Annotated in this window: 19 protein-coding genes and 1 tRNA gene; 1 reads left to right on the top strand and 19 read right to left on the bottom strand. The window is 61.1% G+C overall.

The features are described from left to right. Window positions 1–37: 37 nt before the first annotated feature. From rsfS to DWV58_RS03415, 19 genes are all read right to left on the bottom strand, one after another. Window positions 38–493 carry a ribosome silencing factor gene (rsfS, locus tag DWV58_RS03505; protein ID WP_035138582.1) on the bottom strand — a complete coding sequence of 152 codons (456 nt, stop codon included), beginning with the start codon at window positions 491–493 and terminating at the stop codon, window positions 38–40. 28 nt (window positions 494–521) lie between these two features. Then, window positions 522–1055 (bottom strand): bis(5'-nucleosyl)-tetraphosphatase (symmetrical) YqeK, encoded by a 534-nt coding sequence (yqeK, locus tag DWV58_RS03500; RefSeq protein ID WP_192924102.1) that lies wholly within the window; start codon window positions 1053–1055, stop codon window positions 522–524. An 86-nt stretch (window positions 1056–1141) separates the two neighbouring features. Beyond that, window positions 1142–1819 carry a nicotinate-nucleotide adenylyltransferase gene (gene nadD / locus DWV58_RS03495; RefSeq protein WP_117637231.1) on the bottom strand — a complete coding sequence of 226 codons (678 nt, stop codon included), beginning with the start codon at window positions 1817–1819 and terminating at the stop codon, window positions 1142–1144. Window positions 1820–1822: 3 nt separating this feature from the next. Next, complete coding sequence (gene obgE / locus DWV58_RS03490; RefSeq protein ID WP_199585979.1) at window positions 1823–3289, bottom strand: GTPase ObgE; 1467 nt, start codon at window positions 3287–3289, stop codon at window positions 1823–1825. A gap of 84 nt (window positions 3290–3373) precedes the next feature. Then, the gene (rpmA, locus tag DWV58_RS03485) at window positions 3374–3631 is read right to left on the bottom strand and encodes a 50S ribosomal protein L27 (RefSeq protein WP_006236075.1); all 258 of its coding nucleotides are present in this window, start codon (window positions 3629–3631) and stop codon (window positions 3374–3376) included. A 33-nt stretch (window positions 3632–3664) separates the two neighbouring features. Further along, window positions 3665–4039 carry a 50S ribosomal protein L21 gene (gene rplU / locus DWV58_RS03480; protein WP_035138585.1) on the bottom strand — a complete coding sequence of 125 codons (375 nt, stop codon included), beginning with the start codon at window positions 4037–4039 and terminating at the stop codon, window positions 3665–3667. A 67-nt stretch (window positions 4040–4106) separates the two neighbouring features. After that, the gene (locus DWV58_RS03475) at window positions 4107–4919 is read right to left on the bottom strand and encodes a TIGR03936 family radical SAM-associated protein (protein ID WP_117776205.1); all 813 of its coding nucleotides are present in this window, start codon (window positions 4917–4919) and stop codon (window positions 4107–4109) included. Continuing rightward, window positions 4916–6793 (bottom strand): TIGR03960 family B12-binding radical SAM protein, encoded by a 1878-nt coding sequence (locus tag DWV58_RS03470; protein ID WP_117776204.1) that lies wholly within the window; start codon window positions 6791–6793, stop codon window positions 4916–4918. Before DWV58_RS03470 ends, DWV58_RS03475 begins: the two co-directional genes overlap by 4 nt. Before the next feature lie 10 nt (window positions 6794–6803). Next, a complete protein-coding gene (locus DWV58_RS03465) occupies window positions 6804–7733 on the bottom strand; it encodes a YcjF family protein (protein ID WP_117776203.1) in 930 nt (309 codons plus the stop codon). 18 nt (window positions 7734–7751) lie between these two features. Next, a complete protein-coding gene (locus DWV58_RS03460) occupies window positions 7752–8978 on the bottom strand; it encodes an FtsW/RodA/SpoVE family cell cycle protein (RefSeq protein ID WP_055249988.1) in 1227 nt (408 codons plus the stop codon). Between the two features lie 9 nt (window positions 8979–8987). Beyond that, window positions 8988–11057, bottom strand: a complete 2070-nt coding sequence (gene mrdA, locus DWV58_RS03455) for a penicillin-binding protein 2 (protein WP_117776202.1) — start codon at window positions 11055–11057, stop codon at window positions 8988–8990. Window positions 11058–11070: 13 nt separating this feature from the next. Next, window positions 11071–11637, bottom strand: a complete 567-nt coding sequence (locus DWV58_RS03450) for a hypothetical protein (RefSeq protein WP_233540491.1) — start codon at window positions 11635–11637, stop codon at window positions 11071–11073. 11 nt (window positions 11638–11648) lie between these two features. Beyond that, a complete protein-coding gene (gene mreC, locus DWV58_RS03445; protein ID WP_117776200.1) occupies window positions 11649–12590 on the bottom strand; it encodes a rod shape-determining protein MreC in 942 nt (313 codons plus the stop codon). A 78-nt stretch (window positions 12591–12668) separates the two neighbouring features. Continuing rightward, on the bottom strand, window positions 12669–13700 hold the full coding sequence (locus DWV58_RS03440; protein ID WP_006236061.1) for a rod shape-determining protein: 1032 nt from the start codon (window positions 13698–13700) through the stop codon (window positions 12669–12671). 127 nt (window positions 13701–13827) lie between these two features. Continuing rightward, window positions 13828–15132: a tetratricopeptide repeat protein gene (locus DWV58_RS03435; protein WP_231500813.1), complete on the bottom strand. Its 1305-nt coding sequence runs from the start codon at window positions 15130–15132 to the stop codon at window positions 13828–13830. An 11-nt stretch (window positions 15133–15143) separates the two neighbouring features. Further along, window positions 15144–15686, bottom strand: coding sequence for a peptidylprolyl isomerase (locus tag DWV58_RS03430; RefSeq protein ID WP_055249980.1), 543 nt, complete (start codon window positions 15684–15686; stop codon window positions 15144–15146). Between the two features lie 107 nt (window positions 15687–15793). Next, window positions 15794–16936, bottom strand: coding sequence for a zinc ribbon domain-containing protein (locus tag DWV58_RS03425; protein ID WP_158550965.1), 1143 nt, complete (start codon window positions 16934–16936; stop codon window positions 15794–15796). Window positions 16937–17039: 103 nt separating this feature from the next. Next, a complete protein-coding gene (locus DWV58_RS03420) occupies window positions 17040–19757 on the bottom strand; it encodes an HAD-IC family P-type ATPase (protein WP_117776199.1) in 2718 nt (905 codons plus the stop codon). 76 nt (window positions 19758–19833) lie between these two features. Further along, window positions 19834–19910 (bottom strand) — tRNA-Arg (locus DWV58_RS03415). A gap of 204 nt (window positions 19911–20114) precedes the next feature. Between DWV58_RS03415 and aroF the strand changes: the two genes are divergently transcribed. Continuing rightward, entirely contained in the window at window positions 20115–21137 is a 1023-nt protein-coding gene (aroF, locus tag DWV58_RS03410; RefSeq protein WP_117776198.1) for a 3-deoxy-7-phosphoheptulonate synthase, read from the top strand.

Below are 21137 nucleotides of genomic sequence, written 5' to 3'. Positions count from 1 at the left end.
GCGAAGCTAGCTAAAAAGCCCCGTATCAAATGAGCTACTAGAGGAGATTGAGGGGGAGCTGGGGGGCGTCACCCCAGAGCTTTTCTAGGCGGTAGAAGTCGCGGGCTTCGGGAGTGAAGACGTGGACGACAACCGAGCCGTAGTCCATGAGCATCCAGGTCTTCTGCTCGCGGCCCTCGATGGAGAACGGATGCTCGCCGCAAGCCTCGGCGACCTTCTCCTCGATCTCGTCGACGATCGAATCGACCTGGCGGTTGTTGGTACCGGTGGCAAGCACAAAGTAGTCGCACACGTCGGAAAGCTCGGTCAGGTCGAGCACCTGCACGTCCTCGCCCTTCTTGTCGTAGGCGGCCTGCGCGGCGGCGCGGGCGACATCCTCGGCGGCGACACCGCTCGCGGACAGCGAGGCGGCGGTGCGGTCGGACGTGGCAACGAAACTCTTGTGCTCCACACCTTCAAGAATCTGCTCGTCAGTCATGGTCTCGTCGGCCATGGAATACCTCTTTCTAGACACACCCGAGCTAGCGCAGCTGGGCGTAATGGTTGTAAATCGTAATAGCCGTGGGATAAAGATAGCGCCCGGACTGGATCACATAGACCAGACCCTGCGCAAAACAGGAGAAGAACAACTCGTCAAGCGTCGACTCCCCCACCATCTTGCGCAGCGCATGGGCATAGTCGCCGTGGCGGTTGGGCTCGATGGCATCTGCCACAAAGACCACCATATCGAGCGGCGTCATGTCGCAGGCACCCACGGTGTGACGGTCGACAGCCTGGAAAACAGCCGGCGACAGCTCGGGAAAAAGCTGCGGAAGCTCATAGGCGGCAACAGGGCCATGCAAAAGCGGCGTCGCGGCGGAAGGAGAGCCGGCAACCTTGATGCCATAGTGAAGCGCGCGGGCCACGAGCTCGTCATCGGAAAGAACCTTGTCCCAGTCGTGAATTAAGCCGGCGGCAGCCGCATCAAAGCGGTCAACGCCGTAGACCTCGGCCAGATGAAGTGCGGTCTCGGCAACACCCAGCGAATGCACATAGCGCTTGCGCTTATCTTTCATGCGAACATCGAGCAGCTCTTGAATGCGCTTGAGCAGCGCGCGCTCATCGCCCTCAAACTGATCCTCTACCGACAACGTAGCCCCCATCACTCAAAATCTTCTTGGCCCAAATCGGCATATAGCCTGCGCTTGCGAATGTAGCCGAGCACAGACTCGCTCGTAAGATAGCGCACGCTCATGCCGCGGGCAACTCGCTTACGAATGTTCGTCGAGCTGATCGCCAGCGCCGGAATCTGAATATAGCGCACATCGAACGGCAGCCCCGACTCTTTGATTCGGGCACGCGCCGTATCGATATCAAAACCCGGTCGCGTCGCCGCAATAAAGGTAGCAAGCTCAGCGATTCGCTCGGCATCATGCCAGGTCACAATATCGATAATCGCGTCGGCGCCCGTAATAAAGTAGAGCTTTACCTGCGGCGGGTAAAAGTCGCGAAGGGCATGAAGCGTATCGGCCGTATAGGTTACGCCCGGACGGTCAATCTCGAACCGGCTCGCCAAAAAGGCCGGGTTCGCGGCGGTGGCGAGGACCGTCATGGCATAACGGTCCTCGGCAGGCGTCACCGGCTTGTCAAGCTTAAAGGCGGGAGAGCCCGCCGGCATAAAGAGCACAGCGTCCAAGTCGAGCGACTCGCGCGCCTGCTCGGCAGTCACCAGGTGCCCGTAATGAATCGGGTCGAATGTGCCGCCCATAATGCCAAGCCGAAACTCTTTGCCCTCTTTTATGGGCAGCTCGGGCAAACCGATTCCACCGCGCAGCGACATGGCTTACTCGCCCTCCGAGGTCTCGGCATCGTCCGCGGCATCCGCCGCATCGATAGCCTCGACGCCCTCATCCGGAGCATCGGTCACGTCAAGGGCCTCAACGGCAACGTCATCGCCAGCGTCCTCGAGCTCCTCGTACTCCGAGAAGTCCCCAGCGCCCTCAAAGTCAAAGGCGCGCTGGCAAATGCGGACCTCGTCGCCCGCATGGCAACCGGCCTTCTCGAGCGCGTCGTCAACACCCATACGCGCAAACTTATGCTGCAGGTAGATGACGGCTTCCTCGTTTTCCCAGTCGGTCTGGATGACCATGCGCTCGATGGCACGACCGACCACGCGGAAGGCGCCGGGCTCTTCCTGGACAATGCGGAACCGCTTCTCGCGCTGCAGACGGCGGCGCTCCCACTCCTCGTCGCGCAGATCGACCGGCTCATCAGAGACCGCCAGCTCGGCGCGAAGCTTAGCCACCTGCTCGCCTACGGCAAGCATCAGCGTATTGAGACCGGCGCCCGTCACGGCGGACACGGCAAAGAACATATGGCCGTCGTCGAGTGCCGCACGCTTGAGGTCGGCAATCTTGTCGGCCGTGCCCGGCGCATCGCACTTGTTGGCGACGACGATCTGCGGACGCTCCGAAAGCTCGGCGCCATACTGCTCGAGCTCACGGTTGATGATACGGTAATCCTCAACCGGGTCGCGATCCTCAAACCCGCCCGTCATGTCAACGACATGCATGATGAGCGCCGTGCGCTCAATGTGGCGCAGGAACTGATGGCCCAGGCCCTTGCCCTCGCTTGCGCCCTCGATCAAACCAGGAACGTCGGCAACGACGTAAGAATACTCACCGGCACGCACCATGCCGAGGTTCGGCACGAGCGTTGTAAACGGATAGTCGGCGATCTTGGGACGGGCGGCACTCATGCGCGCGATAAGCGAGGACTTGCCCACCGAGGGGAAGCCCACGAGTGCGGCATCGGCCATAAGCTTCATCTCAAGCTCAATCCAGTGCTCCTCGGCCGGTTCGCCCAGCTGAGCGAACGCGGGCGCGCGGCGCACCGACGTCACAAAGTGCGTGTTGCCCAGGCCACCGGCACCGCCGGGCGCCACGACAACGCGCTCGCCATCGTGCACCAGGTCGGCAATCTCGAACATCGGGGTCTGCGTCTCGGGGTCGAGCTCGCGCACCACGGTGCCCATGGGAACCTTCAGGATCAGGTCCTCGCCGCTCTTGCCGTTACGACGGGCACCCTGCCCGTGCGTGCCGCGTTCGGCGCGGAAGTGATGCTTAAAGCGGTAATCGATCAACGAAGACAGCTGAGCATCGGCCTGGATGACGACATTGCCGCCACGACCGCCGTCGCCGCCATCGGGGCCGCCCTTGGGGACAAATGCCTCGCGCCTAAACGACATGCATCCGGCTCCGCCGTCGCCGCCGCACACGTTAATGCGGCTGATATCGGTGAACTGTGACAACAGAATCGCCTCCTACAAAAAGAGGGAGACCCTTGAATCCTAAAACTCAAGTGCCTCCCACATATGTGCTCTATGAAGGGTGAATTACGCGTTCGCGAGCGGGCGTACGCTGACCCTGTGCTTGATACCCTTGTGGAACTCAACGGTACCGTCGACCAGCGCGAACAGCGTGTCGTCCTTGCCACGGCCAACGTTCTCACCCGGGTGGATGTGCGTGCCGTGCTGACGGACGAGAATCGTGCCCGTGGTTACCGTCTGGCCGGCATAGCGCTTCGTGCCAAGGCGCTGACCGCGGGAGTCACGGCCATTACGGGAGGAACCGAGTCCTTTTTTGTGTGCCATTGTGTATACCTACTCTTTCGTTACGAGTGTAATCTACTCGGCGACGGGAGCCTCGGCAACAGCCTCGGCCTCTGCCTTGACAGCCTTCTTGGCGCGGGACGTAGCCTGGACCTTCACGATCTTCAGCTTGGTGAGCTGCTGACGGTGACCCTTCAGACGACGATAGCGCTTACGCTTGTGGAACTTGAAGACCAGCTGCTTCTCGCCCTTGAACTGCTCAACGATCTGAGCGGTAACCTTGGCCTTGGCCAGCTTGTCGGGATCGGTGACGATCTTCTTACCATCGTTGAGGAAGATGACCGGCAGGGTGACCTTATCGCCCTCATTGCCCTCGATCTTCTCGACGGTGATGACATCGTCGGTGGCGACCTTGTACTGCTTGCCGCCCGTGTTAACGATTGCGTACATGTTTACTTGCCCTTCATGCATCAGTTAGTGCAACAGCCGAATATAGTAGCAGGCGAAAATACCCCCGTCAACGAGTATGTGGAGCAAATCCACAAGTTCGCACAGGTATGGGGCTGACGAGTCGGCCCTCGTCGTCCTCGCATGCTTGATTCTGACGCTCGACATCGTAGGAGCAGATGGTCACGAGGTCTTGCATACCGGTGGAAACAATAGGTGCATCGACGCCCGGGGTCAAGCCCTGCAACAAAACATCAGCAGCAGAAAGCAAAATCTCCGGACGCATGGAGCCCTCGTTGTCGGCATGGGTGTCGAGCATGAGCACCAGATGGTCCGGACGCTCCCCCGCCGTGATCTCATAGCCCACCAGTGTGTGGTCAAGGTCTAAGCGCTTGCTCTTTTTGCCGCGCGCATAGTCAATACCATGACCCGCGCGCAGCGTGTCAATCGCAGCGCGCACCTCGTCGGCGCTCACGGGGGCTTCGGGGTCCAGGTGCAAGTCGATACGGTACGACAGACGCGTAAGCTGAGCCGTGAGCGCCGGCGTGCGCACGTCGATGTACGCCGCCTCGATGGGCGCCAGATCGGCCGGAGAGGCCGCAGCCAGGCGCCCAAACGCCTCGTCGAGCGCCACGAACTCGGTCATAAACAGGTCATACCACTCGCAGGTCGACGACGTACCCACCGGTAGCGCCGAAGAGAAGCCCACGCGCATGTGCGGAGAGAAGCCCTGCGTGACGGCATAGGGAAGTCCCGCACGGCGCACGATGCGCTCAATGGTATGGATTACTTCGAGATGGCCCAGGTACTTAAGGCGATCGCGTTTGCCATAGCGAACACGAAGTCTAAAGAGCGTGGGGCTGTCGGTCAGGCGCTCACTCATGCGCGATCACCCATCAATACATTCTTGGCGTGGAGCGTGGGGCAGATTCCGCAGCCGGTGCACGACGTGCGGGTGCAGTCGGGAGTCGTGACACCCTCGAGCGAGCGACGGTACTCGCGCTCGAGGAAGCCGCGCGTGCAGCCGGGGCTCACATGCTCCCACGGCAGATGCCAGTCCAACTCGTAGGGCAGGTGCACGAGCTCATTGAGGTCGATGCCGTTTTTGGCAGCAGCCTCCTTCCAGTTATCGAGCGAGAAATGCTCTACCCAGGCGTCAAAGCGAGACCCCGAGCGCCAAGCATCGATGATGACGGGCGTCATGTCACGACCGGCGCGGGAGAGCGCGGCCTCGATGAGCGAGGTCTCGGCATCGTGGTAATGCACGCGGACGGCACGGTTGCGAACGCTCGTGATGAGCAGCTTCTGGCGACGCTTGACGTCGTCGTAGTCGAGCTGCGGGCACCACTGGAACGGCGTGGCAGCCTTGGGGATAAAGACCGAAACCGAGATCGACACCGAGATCGAGCCGCGACGAGCCTTGGGCACCACGGAACGACCGAGCTCCAGCACGTGATCGGCCAGATTGGCGATGGCCACGATGTCCTCGTCGCGCTCGCCGGGAAGGCCCATCATAAAGTAGAGCTTCATGCGGTTCCAGCCGGCCTCGAAGGCCGCCTTGGCCGCACGGTCCAGGTCCTCCTCGGTCACGTTCTTGTTAATGATGTCGCGCATGCGCTGGCTGCCGGCCTCGGGCGCGAACGTCAGGCCGCCCTTCTTTTCGCCGGCGACCGACTCGGCCATATCCACGCCAAACGAATCCAAGCGCTGCGACGGAATAGACACGCGAATACCCGTATCCTCCAGGCGACGGTTGAGCCTGCCGAGCACGTCGCGAATGCAGGAGTGGTCGGTCGTGGAGAGCGAGGTCAGCGACACCTCGTCATAGCCGGTCTTTTCCAGACCCTGAATCACCGACGAGACGATCTGGTCGGCCGAGCGCTCGCGCACCGGGCGATACGTCATGCCGGCCTGGCAAAAACGACAGCCGCGGGCGCAGCCGCGCAGAATCTCGATAGACAGGCGATCGTGGACCAGTTGCGCATAGGGTACGCACGACTGCGACAGCGGATTCGTGGCGCCGAAATCCTCGACGACGCGTTTGTAGACCACGGTCGGCGCATCCTTGCCCTCGCGAGGCACGGTGTAGCCATGCGGCGAGCAGGGTTCGTCGTGACAAACCTCATAGAGCGACGGCACGTAGTTGCCGGCAATGGATGCAAGCTGCTCAACAATCTGCGCGCGCGGGACTCCTTCGTCGCGCAGGCGGCGATGCAGCTGGCAGGTCTCGAGCAGCGATTCCTCGCCCTCGCCGATGAGGATGGCATCGAAGAAGGCCGCGTACGGCTCGGGGTTATACACCGAGGGACCGCCGGCGATGATGATGGGGTCGTCTTCGCCTCGGTCGGCCGCTAACAGCGGAATGCCAGCGAGATCGAGTGCCTCGAGGAAGTTCGTCACCGCCATCTCGTGCGGCACATGCAGACCGACGATATCAAACGAAGCGACGGGGGCAGCACCTTCGAGCGACAGCAGCGGAATGCCCGCCTCGCGCATGGCGTCACCCATGTCGGGCCACGGCACATAGCCGCGCTCGCAGGAGATGCCCTCGGCCTGGTTAAGAATGTTGTAGAGGATGGCGATACCCTGGTTGGGCAGACCAACCTCGTACACATCCGGGTAGATCAAGCAGCAACGGTAGTCGGCATCGGCCTTGGAAAGCGTGCCCCACTCGTGATCAATATAGCGACTCGGCTTTTCGACCTTGGCGAGCAGCGGCTCAATTAAATGAAAACAGTCTTGGTATGCAACGCGCAACGGAAAACCCCTAAGCAGCGAGATCGGATGCGTCTTGGTAGGACGCCATAGGACGGGTAGCACCCGCGACCGTGGTCACCAGATCGCGAACGCGGGAGAACGTGGCAGTGACCACCTCGTTGGCACGGCTGTAGTCGACATCGCGCTCGTAGAGCGAAACGAGCGCACGGCCCATGCCATAGGTGCCCGCGGCAGCAGTGAGCGCCTTGACGGCAAACCCAATATGCGGCGTCTGCTTGACGAGTGCGCGGGTGACCGCGCGGATCACAAGACCGCCGGCAAGCACGCCCGCGACCTCATAGCCGCGCTCAGGCTTAATGCCGCGTCCAAAGACGGCAGCGAGCTCAAAGAGCATGCCCACCTGCGCCAGCGCCATAACGGGATAATCGGCGCCCGGCAAAAACACCAGCGCACCGGTCGCCATATTGGTGAGCGCGCACGAGGTGATGATACGATTGGCCGCCGCGATGCGCATAAAGGCAAAGTTCGCCGCAAAAGCCGTTTCCTTGTCGGTGCGATCGAGAATCCAGCGGGCAAGCGTCTCGAGCAGAAACGTCTTATCGGTTGCCGCCACCACGCCGAGCATGGGCGTGGACTCCTCGATAAACGGCACCTCCACAGCAGACTCGGCAAGCACGCACACGGGCGCGCCGGCGATCACGAGCTCCTGCACGGCACTCTCCAAGCGGTCGGAGCCGCACGAGAGCACCAGCACCACATCGGTATCGGTCTTTGGAGCAATTCGCTCCTCCCCCAGACGCTCGACGCGCACAATGCCCGAGGTCGTCTGCGGCACAAAGGCGTCACGCACCGTCTCGGCCAGAAAGCGCGAGGCGGACGAATCCAGATAGACCGAGACGCGCACCGGCGTATCGGAATCCTTCTTAACGGACGCGCCCATCTTAAAAGCGCGGGTCAGCTTATCTACGGGAATTTTCATAGCAAACCCCTCCAGCGATTACGCGGCGCCCGAACGATGCCGCCATATGGATTGTACGATACCCACCGTCAGCAGCTGAATCATCATCGAAGACGAACCGAAGCTAATAAACGGTAGCGGAATACCGGTAATCGGCATCATGCCGATGCACATGCCGATGTTTTCGAAGGTCTGGAACGCCCACATGCCAACGATGCCCACACACGATAGGCGCAAGAACAGCGACTCACACTTAAAGGCGACGCGAATCGTCGAAAAGATCAGCAGCACGTAGAGGCATAGGAGCAAAAAGGAACCGCAAAAGCCAAAGGTCTCGGACAGGAAGGCGAAGACGAAGTCGGTGTGGAACTCAGGCAGAAAGCCGCCGGCCGACTGCGTCGCATGGCCCAAACCCTTACCAAAGAAGCCACCCGAGCCAACGGCGATAAGCGACTGCTGCAGGTTGTAGGCATCGTCCGAATCGGCATTATCGGGGTCGATAAAGACCGTCAGGCGGTTCATCTGATACTGCTTGATGAGCACATCGTGGCCGAGCAACGAATCAAAGACCGAATCGAGCGCCAGGACGAGGGCCACCAGGCCCACGAGCAGGGCCAGGGTCGACAGCACCCATTCGCGGCGTGCACCGCTCATGCAGATGACGATGGCGCCCGAGACCAGCACGACCAGGCCCGAGCCCAGGTCGCCCATGGCGACGACGGCCAAAAACGGAATGGACAGCATGCCGCAGAGCTTGACGTAGTCGCGAACGGTATCGATGCGGCCGTTATACTGCGAGCCAAGCGTGGCGATAAAGAAGATGGTGATGAGCTTGGCAAGCTCAACCGGCTGGAATGTCAAGCCGATACCGGGAATCTTGATCCAGCCCGTCATGCCCAGACCGCCCGTATAGGACAGGCCCGGAATCTTGGGCGAGAAGATCACAATAAGGTCAATGACGAGCAGCGCCGTCGAGAAGTTAGAGATGCCGCGCAGATCGGTACGCCAGACGAGCACCGCAAGCACCGCGCCAATGCCAATGCCCAGCAGGTGGCGCGAGAATGAGGCGTCGGCCTTAAACTGTGACGCCGACCAAATAATGATGGCGCCATAGGCAACGAGCGCGACGGTAGCCAGCAGCACACCGATATGCACCTTTTGGCGAAACGTACCGCGCGAGGCCGAAAGTTGCTTGTTGACGCGGTCCAGGCTGCTGCGAGAGCCGGTCTTGGTTGAACGGAACAGATCCGCCGGAGAAAAATCCATCGCAACCTCCTATCGAACCGAAGAATCGCCCGAGGCCGAAGAGGTATCGGGCTCGTCATAAATCGCGCCGAGCACGTCGCGCACGACATGCATCGCGGTATCTGAGCCACCGCCGCCCTGCTCCAGGACAGTAGCGATGACATACTTGGGATCATCGGCCGGCGCATAGGCGCAGAACCACGCGTATTCGTCCTCGCCGCTTTTCTCGCCCGTGCCCGACTTGCCGTATACCTGCGGCGTCAGGGTGCCAAAGTGAGCCGCCAGGGACGTCGATGCCGTGTAAATCACGTCGTGCATGCCGTTGCGAACAAGAGTCAAATCCGAATCGCTGTTGATCTTGGCCTCCAGGCGCTTCTTCTTGCCCTTGCCGTTGTACTTATAGGCATCGCCGTCGCCATCGCGCGACACGGCAGACAAAAACACGTGAGGCACGTACTGTTTGCCGCCGTTGGCAAGACCCATATAGGCGCACGCCATCTGCAGGGGCGTCACCAGGATGTCGCCTTGGCCGATGGCAATGTTGGTCATATCGCCGGCATTCCACTTGCGGTCCTCGGCAGAGGCGTCGGTAAAGTACGACTCTTTCCACTCGGCATCGGGAATACGGCCCGCGCCCTCACTCGGCAGATCGATACCGCAGGTCTTGCCTAGGCCCCAGCGACGAAAGACCTCCTGCAGGCCCTCGGAATGTTGCTCGTCATAAAAGAAGGCCTTGCCCATGTCGTAGAAGACGGGGTCGCACGAGTTGGCGATACCCGACTGCAGCGTCATGGTGCCGTGGCCAGACGTCAGCCAGCAGCGCTTGCCCCAAGCCTTGCCCAGGCCCGTCCAATAGCCCGTGCAGTTGGTTGTCTGCGTTGAAGTGTAGGTTCCAAACTCAAGACCGGCCAGTGCCGAGAGCGGCTTGATGGTCGAGGCCGACATGTACTGTCCGCTAATGGCGCGGTTGAGCAGCGGGTGCGAACCCTTGTCATCATTGAGCTCGGTCCACACGTCATTTGAGACGCCGCCGATAAAGACGGACGGATCGAACTTGGGCTCGCTCGCCATGCCCAGGATCTCGCCATTGTTGGGATCGAGACACACCACAGCGCCGTTGCCGGCATTGCTGTAGCCAGTGGTCTTGGCAAGCTCGATGGCGCTCGCCAGCGCCGTCTCACAGGCCTGTTGGATCTTAAGATCGAGCGTGAGCTTAATGTCGGAGCCGGCCTTGGCGGGCACGGCGCCGGCCTGACCGGTCACATTGCCCGAGGCATCGACCTTGACGGTCTGCTCGCCACGAATACCCTGCAGCAGGTTTTCGTAGTAGCTCTCAACACCCGCCTGGCCCACGATATCGCCCGACTGGTACGTAATCCGGCCAGCAGAAGCATCATCATCACCAGAGGTTTTCTTATTCTGGGCCTCGAGCTGCTCGGAGGTAATGGTGCCGGTATAGCCCAAGATATGGCATGCCGTCTCGCCATATGGATACTGGCGCTCGGTACGCTCGGCAATCTTGACGCCCGGGAACTCGCCGGCGTGCTCCTGAATATAGGCAACCGTGGAGCGACGGACGTCCGTCGCGATGGTATGCAGGCTCTGAGCGCCCTCGGAATTGTCCTGAATATTGCGCAGCACCGCCACGTAGGGCATACCGAGCACGTTGGCAAGATGGCGAACCAGAACCTCATCCTCGGCAAGGTCGCGGTAGGCCACGACAGCAAGTGAGGGACGGTTCTGGACAAGCGCCACGCCATTGCGGTCGAGGATGCGGCCGCGCACAGCGGGTGTGGTAACGGTGCGCGTCTGATTGCTATTAGCCTGCTTTTCGTAATAGTCCGACGAGACCATCTGCATGCCCCACAGCTTGACGGCAAGCGCCGCGAACATCGCGCCCACACCCGTGGTGAGGATGGAGAAGCGGCCCTTAAAGGCGGTCGCCGCGGTATTGCCCTCGCCCTCGGTGGCGCGCGGGGCCGTCCCATGCTGCGTATCGTAGGTAAAACGAGAATCGCCGCGACGCATAATGACCAGTGCGACCACGATGGCCACAACCAGCACGATACCGGCGATAATAACCGTCATCTGGGAAGACATCTACGAGCCTCCCCTATTTGAGCTTACGGGTCTTGGGCTTAAAGCGCATGCCCGTCTGGCGTCCGCCACGTGCGGAGAATCCATAACCGGACTGCGGCACGACGCCGGACATCAAAAACGGAATGGCAACCAGACCCGTCAGGATCGAAGACGGCAGCGCATGGCCGAAGATCGCCACGACAAAGCTCGTCTCCAAACCCATAAACAGCAAGATGATGCTGTAGATCACATTAATGACGAACGCGAAGGCGCCCACCGTGATGCCGCGCGCACTCGGGGCACCGCCCGTCTGACCGGCAGCGCTATGCACCAGGGCAAAAGAACCCACGGTCAGCAGGAGCGACATAACGCCCACCGGCACGGCAGCGGAAAGGTCATAGAACAAGCCGCTGCAAAAACCGCACACGACGGCACGGGTCGGGTCGCCCGAGAACACGCTTAGGCACACCAGGATAATCATAAAGTTGACGCGACCGCCCGCAATGGAGATCTGCGGTGCCAGGCCTGCCTGCAGCAGCACGCACACAATGGCGGCGATTACAAACGTGCGGGAGTTCATCCCCTGCTCGTGTAGATCCATGGACATGCCCCCTATTCGCTCGAGCCGGAATCGGTCGTCTCGGACGTGTCGGAACTGTCATCCGGGCTCTCGTCCTTCGTCTTGGTCGCAGCATCGCGCGACGTTCCCTGCGGCGTGCTGTTGGCCGTGTTCACGTCCTCATCCGAGGCCGACTGTTCGTCGGTCAGCGAGGTAATGACCAGCACTTCCTCGTTGTTCTCGGCCGTCGTCTGGGCGCGCACCACAATGGTGTAGTACACGTCGTTAGCCGATTTCTCAACAGACGAGACGGTGCCGAGCGGTAGACCCTTGGGGAACACACCGCCAATGCCCGAGGTCACGATGATGTCGCCAACCTTAACGTCGGAATCGACGCTCACGTACTCAAGACGCAGCGTGCCGTCAGCCTGACCCTGCAGCATGCCCTGGGCGCGCGTGTCCTGCACCATAGCGGACACGCCCGAGTTCTCATCGCCAATCAGGCGCACGGTGGACGTCTTGGCCGAGACCTCGATAATCTGGCCTATGACACCGGCAGAACTCGCCACAGGCATGTTGATGGTAAGACCGTCGGCAGAACCCTTATCGATGGTGACGGTCGAGGTCCAGGCATCGCCCGAAGCGCCGACGATACGAGCTGCGGTTGATTTGAGGTTGTAGGTCGACTGCAGGCCGACCAGCCCCTCCAGTCGCTCGGCGGTCTTTTGAGCCTCGGAGAGCTCGGCAACCTTAGAGGTCAGTTCCTCGTTTTGCTTCTTAAGCTCGTCAAGCGTGTCCTGCGACGCCGTAAGGTTAGAGAACACGTTACCGATCGCATTGAAGGGAGCCGCCACAGCCGAGCCCACAAAGCGCACCGGCGAGGTAATCGTCGTCACGCCCGAGCGCACGGCATGAATCGGTCCTGCCTCGCCCTCGCGGATGTAAAACGTGAGCAGCAACACCGAAATCAGGCTGAAAACAATCAACGGGCGCATACCCGTTGATTGTCGCTTGGTATTCAGATTTGTGGAGAAACCCGAAGATCGTGCCAAATGGAATCCACCTTTTGGAAATTAAGCATTGGTCTGGACGAAGCCGCCATCAAACGCATTGGCCTCGAGCACGCGGGCACAGCCGTTAACAACGTTATCGAGCGCCGTGGGGCTGACGTTGACCGAAACGCCGGTCTCATCGCGCAGGCGCACATCGAGACCGCGCAGCAGCGCGCCGCCACCGGTCAGCAAAATGCCATAGTACATAAGGTCCGAGGCAAGATCGGGAGGCGTAGCGTCGAGTGCGTCCTTGACGGCCTTGGCCATCTCGTCGAGCGGCTTGTTGAGTGCGCGACGAATCTCCTCGCTCTCGATGCGCACGGTCTTGGGCAGACCGGTGATCACGTCGCGGCCGTTGACCTCGACGTCGAGCTCATCCTTGAGCGGCACGGCGGAGCCGACCTTGATCTTGATGTCCTCTGCCGTACGCTCGCCGATGGCCAGGTTGTAGGCATCACGAACGTGCGTGAGGATGGCCTGATCGAACTCGTCGCCGGCAATACGGATGGACTGCGAGACGACGATGCCGCCCATAGCGATAACGGCAACCTCGGTGGTACCGCCACCGATGTCGATGACCATGGAGCCGGTGGGTTCCTCGACGGGCAGGTCGGCGCCGATGGCAGCCGCCATGGGCTCTTCGATCAGATAGGCCTGGCGGGCACCGGCCTGGATCGTGGCCTCAAAGACAGCGCGCTTCTCGACCGACGTGACACCGGAGGGAACGCAGACGACAACACGCGGACGCGGAGTCCACGGATAGCGCTTCTCGGACGCCTTGTCGATAAAGTAGCGAAGCATGGCCTCGGTAACATCGAAGTCGGCGATGACGCCGTCCTTCAGGGGACGAACGGCCACGATGTTGCCGGGCGTACGGCCGAGCATGCGCTTTGCCTCGATACCGACCGCCAAGATGCGCTCGTCGTTCTTGTCGATGGCGACAACAGAGGGCTCGCGAATGACGATGCCCTTGCCGCGCACGGAGACAAGCGTATTGGCGGTGCCGAGGTCGATGGCAAGATCGCCCGCATAGCTACCGAAGAACATATCCATCAAAGAAAACAACGCAACTCCTGATGTGTTGGATGATTGCTGGAAAACTACTAGCTCATCATACTAGCGCAAGCCCGGCGCCTCACTTGCGGTGAAGCGCCGGGCAAAGCTAAATCCCATAAGGTCACTACTGGTTGTCAGCAGCCGAGAAATCCATATCAAGCGAAGAAACGGCCCAGCCGATATGGTTGTCGGAGCGCACGAATTTGACGGTGTACTCCTGCTCGCCGCCCTTGGACAGCGATGCCTTCACCTTGGCGGTCGTCTCGGTCATGGACTGATCCATGCCCTCGACGGACACGGTGGCACCCTGCGGAATCGAGGAGATGATCATCGACTTAGCGTCCTCGGACAGGCTCGAGGCCAGGCAAGACTCGGCCTTTGCGGCGTCACCGTCGCCGGCAGCCTGGAACAGATCGGTAACGACAGACTCCTGAGACGGGAAGCCAAAGCCGCGCGTGTAGGCAAAGCCCAGACCGCCCGCGGCGATCAAAATGAGCAGAAGCAGCACGATGAAGACTTTAAGACCCGTGTGGCGATGGCGACGACGGACCTTGGCCTGCTTACGATCCTGACGGTCCTGCTGGACCATCTCGGACTCGGACAGCGTAAAGAAGCCGGTGTCCGAGGGATCGGGCATAAACTGACCGGTCGCGCCCGTAGGATCGAGCGGATCGACGGCAGGAGCGTCCATCGCGGGCGCCGGAGCCGTGGCCATAGCCGTCTGGGCAGACAGCGCGGCAAGCGAATCGTGCACGCGGGCAAGCTCATCGGCCTGCTCGGAGGTGAGCTGGTAGATGCCATCGGCAGTAGCGGCGTTAAAGGCGTCGAGTGCGTCGGAGGGACGGCCGGCGGCAGAAAGCGCCTGACCCATGCCGGCGTTGAGCGCACGCGTGTCGTCGCGGGGGCCGGCAAAGTCGATAGCCGTGCGGTAGGTCTCCACGGCATCCGCCGGACGGCCGAGCTTAATGAAGCAACGACCGAGCTCGCCGAGTGCGGCGGCAGGAGCCGGATTGGCGCCGTCGATGGCAGCCTGACGGAAGGCGGTTCCTGCGTTGGCATAGTCGCCCGACTGGAACAGCGCATTGCCCAGGCCCAGATAGGCCTTGAACGGCGTGGCATAGGAAGCATCCTGCGTAGCAGCAGAGAACGCCTGAGCGGCCGTCGTGTAGTCGCCCACGGCGGCAAGCGCCTTGCCGCGGTTGGTGAGCAGCGCGCCGCGCTTGCCGTAGGTGCCGTCGTTGAGGGCGGCGGCATAGGCCTCGGCGGCCTCGGCATACATGCCCAGGTGCATCAAGGCGTTGCCACGAAGGTGATCTGCCTCGCCCATAATCTCATCGGGAGTCTTTGCCGCCCCAAGCATCTGGGCTGCAGCGGAAAAATCACCCGCGCGGTAAGCGGCGCGGCCCTGTTGGATCAGCTGGCTATTCAAGGAAGTCCCCTTTACTCGTGAACGATCTCGACATGGACGATCTCGTCGCCGGCACGCAGCTGCGAAATCACATCGAGACCCTCGACCGTGGTACCAAAGACGGTGTAACCGGAATCGAGGTTATGCTGGGCGCCCAGGCAGAAGTAGAACTGCGAACCCGCGGAATCGGGGTCCATGGAGCGTGCCATGGCAAGGGCGCCATCGACATGGCTGTTGCGCGGATTGGTGGCGAACTCGCCCTTGATGCAGTAGCCGGGGCCACCGGTACCGGGCATGCCGTCGGGGCCCTCAAGACCGGCGGCGACGTCGGCGCCGGACATGTCGCGGGTATTGGGGTCGCCACCTTGGATAACAAAACCGGGCACATAGCGATGGAACTTAAGGCCATCATAGAAACCCATCGTGGAAAGCTCGCAGAAGTTCGCGACATGAATGGGAGCGCCCTCGCCGTCAAACTTGACCTTGATGGTACCCTTCGACGTCTCGATTACGGCGCACTCGTCGCCGACAAGCTGATACTCGGGCGTGTAGAGCTCTTTCTTAAAACCAAACATGTGGTTCCTTCCTCGTGCGTTTAAAGCATATTTGTACGAATTGTAGCAATAAGCACGGGCTTACATCAATTGCGTACGTAGGTTATGCCGACTATGGCGAACTAGTTTTAGGAACGCTGCTGCGGCTTCCAGGAACCCACATTGGCATCGTACTGGTTCAGCGCGCTATTGCCGCCCTGCGCGATGGGCGCCAGGATCTCGCTTTGGTGGGAACTCATCGACTCGCCATCGGGAATGGCCAGCGAAATATCCCAGCTCTGGCAGATCACGTCGACGCGCTCATACATCCACTCGGCAAGCTGCTTTAAGTGGGCGATGTCATCCGCATAGACCGAATCGTCCTGGTACTTAAGGTTGTTGAGCTCATCTTGCGTCTTTTTGATCTGGTCGCGCAGGGCGTAGGCACTCTGCGACAGCTCCTGACGGGTGGACAGCGGCGTTCGGAGATAGCCGTTGTTAAAGGAATCGATGACCTCGCCGATCTGGTCTTCGTCAGCGTAGGACACGATGGTCTGATACAGACCGTCGAGCCTGGTATAGAGCTGATCATCGGTGAGCACGGTTTCTTCCTGGACCACCTCGGCAGAATCGCCCTGCTTGGTATCGTCCTCAGTCGCCTCGCCCTTTTGGCGCGTGGGGAAGGTGGTTTGTGCAGCTTGGCCAAACTGGTCGTAGAAGCCGGGCATAACACCCATGGGATCGGTCGTCACGAACCAATAGGCACCGCCGCAAACGACGGCAAGGACCGCGATGACGATAAGCGGCTTGGGAATATGACGCTTGTGCTTGTGATAGGCGTCCTCGTCGGGGTGCACCTTGCGCTTGGGTTTTTGAGCATCGTCATGCAGGGAAACGGGCATGGGAATATCGACCTTGGGGATACCGAAATCCTTATCGAAAGCCGGCAGCACGCAGGTCTCATTGGGGTCGGCGGCGTCCGAAAGCACCGCAGCGGCAGAGGCCGGCGCATGCGGCACCTCGGTATCGATCTGCTCTTGCGTTAGGCGCGGAAAGCCCGCCGTGCGGCCCGCTGCCAGGTCGGATGCGGCCGCGTCCTCGGAGAGGATACCCGGAGCGGGGCGTCCGCATTTGGGGCACGTACGATCATGCGGAGAAAGACGGGCACCGCAGCCCTCACAGAACACGAATTCGGTGTGCTCGGGACCATCGCCCGGACCCACATAGGCGTTGCAGTAGGGGCAGAACGAGGCGCCGTCCTCGATGGTCTTAAGGCAATGCGGACAGATCACGGCATCCTCTTTTCGAAGCAATTCAAACAATCGAGGTTAGAGCATAACATCGCCAAGGCCCCACAGGAGCAAGGCACCAATTCAACATCGCCAGGGCGCGTAGTTACTTCTTCTTTTTGCTCGGCATCGAGACTTTGATGCCTTGGGCGGACTTGGTTACGCGGGAGCGCTTGACTCCGGTACTCTTCTTTTTCTTGGGCTGGGCCTGGGCCACGCCCTCGAGTGCGCGGGCCTCGGCCTCACGAACGGTGCGAGCTTCGCGGCGCTGCGCCATGTCGGCGGCGACGCGCTTGGCAAAACGCTCGGCCGTCGAACCCGTCGAGCTCACCTTGCCGCCACCGCGACCCAAGCGGACGCGCACACCGCGGCCAAAACCAGTTGCGGCATGACGACGACGCGGCTTGAGAGAATCCATCATCGTGGCGAGCTTAAAGAACACCGAGCAGGTGATGACCACGATGACAGCCAAGATAACCATCTGGCCCATCGACAGGTTGGCAATAGACAGCAGCTTCGGGAATCCGATAACGCCCGTCAGGATGCCGGCAACTACAAACACAAAGAGCGCCACACGTAAGGGCGTGAGGGGCTGCGAGATACGCCAGATCAGGCTGACACTCGCCGCGCACGACGTAAGTAGGCACATCGTAGACAGCGTGAGCTGGTTAAAGCCGAACACGCGCGCCACAAAGATATCGAGCGCCGCGGCCAAAATGACCGCAAGCGACGCCGGCAGTGCCCGCTTGAGCACGTTCGTCAGGAACGACCCCTTCACGCGAGCATTGTTGGGCTCCAGGCCCAACACAAAGCCCGGCGCGCCAATGCAGAAGAAGTTGATGAGCGTCATCTGAATCGGCTCGAAAGGGTACGGCGGCAGTGCGATGCACAGCGCCGCCAGGCCCATCGAGAACAGCGTCTTAGTCAGGAACAGCGAAGCCGAACGCTGCAGGTTGTTGATGGAGCGACGGCCCTCGGCCACCACGGCGGGCATCGAGGCAAAGTCGTTGTCGACGAGCACGATCTCGGCCACGTTACGCGCGGCATCGGAGCCGGCCGCCATGGCCACGGAGCAGTCGGCCTCCTTGAGCGCCAGCACGTCGTTGACGCCGTCGCCTGTCATGGCCACGGTGTGCTCGCGGCGCTTGAGCGCCTGCACGAGCTCGCGCTTCTGCTGCGGGGTCACACGGCCAAAGACATGGTAGCGGTCCACTGCGGCATCGAGCTTGGCCGGCGTATCGAGCGTCGTGGCGTCCACATAAGCGTCCGCCCCCGGCACGCCCACCACGCGCGCGATCGACGACACCGTACGCGGGTCGTCGCCACTGATCACGTTGAGAGTCACGCCCTGCTCGTTAAAGTAGCCGATGGTCTCGGCCGCCGAGGTACGGATCTCGTCGCGTATGGTCACAAAGCCCACGGGCTCGGCCTCGCCCACCATATCGCCATCGGGCGTAAAGCCGTCAACGCGCGCCACCACGAGCACGCGGCAGGTATCGGCAAGCTCGGCGACACGGTTCTCGACCTGGGCAAACGCACGATCAGAGAGCACAAACTGCGCCGCACCCATCACATATGAGCCCTGTGCAAACGACGCGCCGCTCCACTTTTTGGAAGACGAGAACGGAATGACCGACAGCGGCTCGGACACCTCGACCGGACGGTCGGCGTAATAGTTGAGCAGCGCCTGACAGGTCTCGTTGGCATCGGCCGAGGTCGCACGTGCGACGTTAGCCAGCGCAAAATCGAGCACCGTGGTATCGACGGGAACGGCGGCGTCGCCCTCCCCCGCACCCATACCCTCGACCGGCAGCGGATAGGTACCCTCGACCTCCATGCGGCCCGACGTGATGGTGCCCGTCTTGTCCAGGCACAGCACGTCGACGCGCGCGAGCGTCTCAATGCAGTAGAGCTGCTGCGCGAGTACCTTGCGGCGGGCCAGGCGCACCGTGGCGATGGCGAGCACCGACGAGGTCAGCAGCACCAGGCCTTGCGGGATCATGCCCAGCAGGGCGCCCACCGTGGACAGCAGCGCCGACGAAGGCACATGACCAGCCAACAGCTCGGAGAAGCACCACGAAAGCGCGCTATTGCCTGGGGTTCCCGCGGCATCCCACAGCTCGCTCACGCTCGAGGCAAACAACGCCAAACCGAGCGGGATCATGATGATGCTCGCAAAGCGCACGATGGCGTTAAGCGCGTTCATGATCTCGGAATTGACCTTTTTGACGTACTTCGCCTCGTTATTAATTTTGGCCACGTAGCTGTCGGCGCCGACATGGATCACGCGGGCGCGCAGCAGGCCCGAGTCGATAAAGCTGCCGCTCATGAGCTCGGAACCGGGCTGTTTCTTAATGAGGTCGCTCTCACCCGTCAGCAGGCTCTCGTTCACGAGCGCCTCGCCCGAAACCACCACGGCGTCAGCGGGAATCTGGTCGCCGCGCCCCAGGCGGATGATATCGTCGAGCACGATCTGGTCCAGGTCGAGCTCCACCTCGGCGCCGTCGCGCACCGCAATGGCCTTCTTGGAGGTCAGCAGCGTGAGCTTATCGACCATCTTCTTGGAACGCATGGACTGGATGACGCCAATAGCAGTATTGAGGAACACTACGAACAGGAACGTCAGATTCTTAAACGAACCGGTCAAAATGACTAGGAACGCCAAAATCACGTTGATCAAATTGAACAGCGTGCAGAGGTTCTCGATGATGAGCTCTTTGACCGACTTGGTCTTGAGCTCCATGTTGCGGTTGATCTTACCGGCGGCGATGCGCTCCTCGACCTCGGCGGTCGAGAGTCCGCGCTCGATATCCGTTGCTGCCATACCACGTCCCATCACGTCGCGTCGGTATAAGAAAAACCGCCCGGACCATGCGAGGTTCGGACGGTCTCACGTTCGATGGTGCCCCATGTTGGATTCGAACCAACGGCCTTCTGCTCCGGAGGCAGACGCTCTAATCCCCTGAGCTAATAGGGCCAACGTTTGGCATTATACCCAAGTGCACCACGGGCTATCAAAATAAAAGAAAAAGCTTTGCAATTCCGAGGAAGACGCGGCTCAACGGCCCACTTTAGAAGGCAAAAGCGAGTCAGATAGTATAAACTCTCATGCACCATATGTACACGGCTCGCGATGCGGGCCGTTTTTGCAAGGGTTATCCATCGAGGTGAGAGGCACACCATGATTGCAATTTTAAAAGAGGGCGCCAGCGACGAGGCCGTCAGCCATATCGTCAGCTGGATTGAGAAAAAGGGCCTGAAGACCGATGTCTCGCGCGGCGAGAATGAGACGATCATCGGCCTGGTGGGCGATACGACCAAGATCGACCCGTTCCTGCTCGAGTCCATGGATGTCGTCGAGCGCGTGCAGCGCGTCTCCGAGCCGTTCAAGCGCGCCAACCGCAAGTTCCACCCCGAGGACTCCGTCATCGACTGCGGCCACGGCGTCAAGATCGGCGGCGATCAGTTCCAGGTCATCGCCGGCCCGTGCTCCGTCGAGGGCGAGAACCTCATCCGCATCGCCCGCCGCGTGAAGGCCGCCGGTGCCACGATGCTGCGCGGCGGTGCCTACAAGCCCCGCACTTCCCCGTACGCCTACCAGGGCATGGGCCCCGCCGGTCTGGACCTGCTGTGCGAGGCGTCTGCCGAGCTCGACATGCCGATCGTCACCGAGATCATGGACCCGCGCGACGTGCAGGTCTTCCTGGACAAGAAGATCGACGTCATGCAGATCGGCGCCCGCAACGCCCAGAACTTCCCTCTGCTCAAAGAGGTCGGCAAGACCAAGACTCCGATCTTGCTTAAGCGCGGCATGTCCGGCACGATCGATGAGCTGCTCATGGCCGCCGAGTACATCATGAGCGAGGGCAACGACAACGTCATCCTGTGCGAGCGCGGCATCCGCACCTTCGAGACCCGCACCCGCAACACCTTCGACCTCAATGCCGTGCCGGTGCTGCACCACCTGTCGCACCTGCCCGTCGTCGCCGACCCCAGCCACGCCACCGGCTACACCCGCTACGTTGAGCCCATGGCGCTCGCCGCGACCGCCTGCGGTGCCAACGGCCTAGAGATCGAGGTCCACGACGAGCCCAGCCGCGCATGGTCCGACGGCGCTCAGGCCCTCACCCCCGATCAGTTCGACGACACCATGCGCCGCATCCGAGCCATTCGCGAGGTTGTCTGCCATGAGACCATGGAGTAG

Origin of the sequence: Collinsella sp. AF11-11, assembly GCF_003465485.1 — a bacterium.
GTDB lineage: Bacteria > Actinomycetota > Coriobacteriia > Coriobacteriales > Coriobacteriaceae > Collinsella.
The sequence above is the reverse complement of the archived record's forward strand: the minus strand, read 5'-3'. Positions and strand labels throughout refer to the sequence as shown.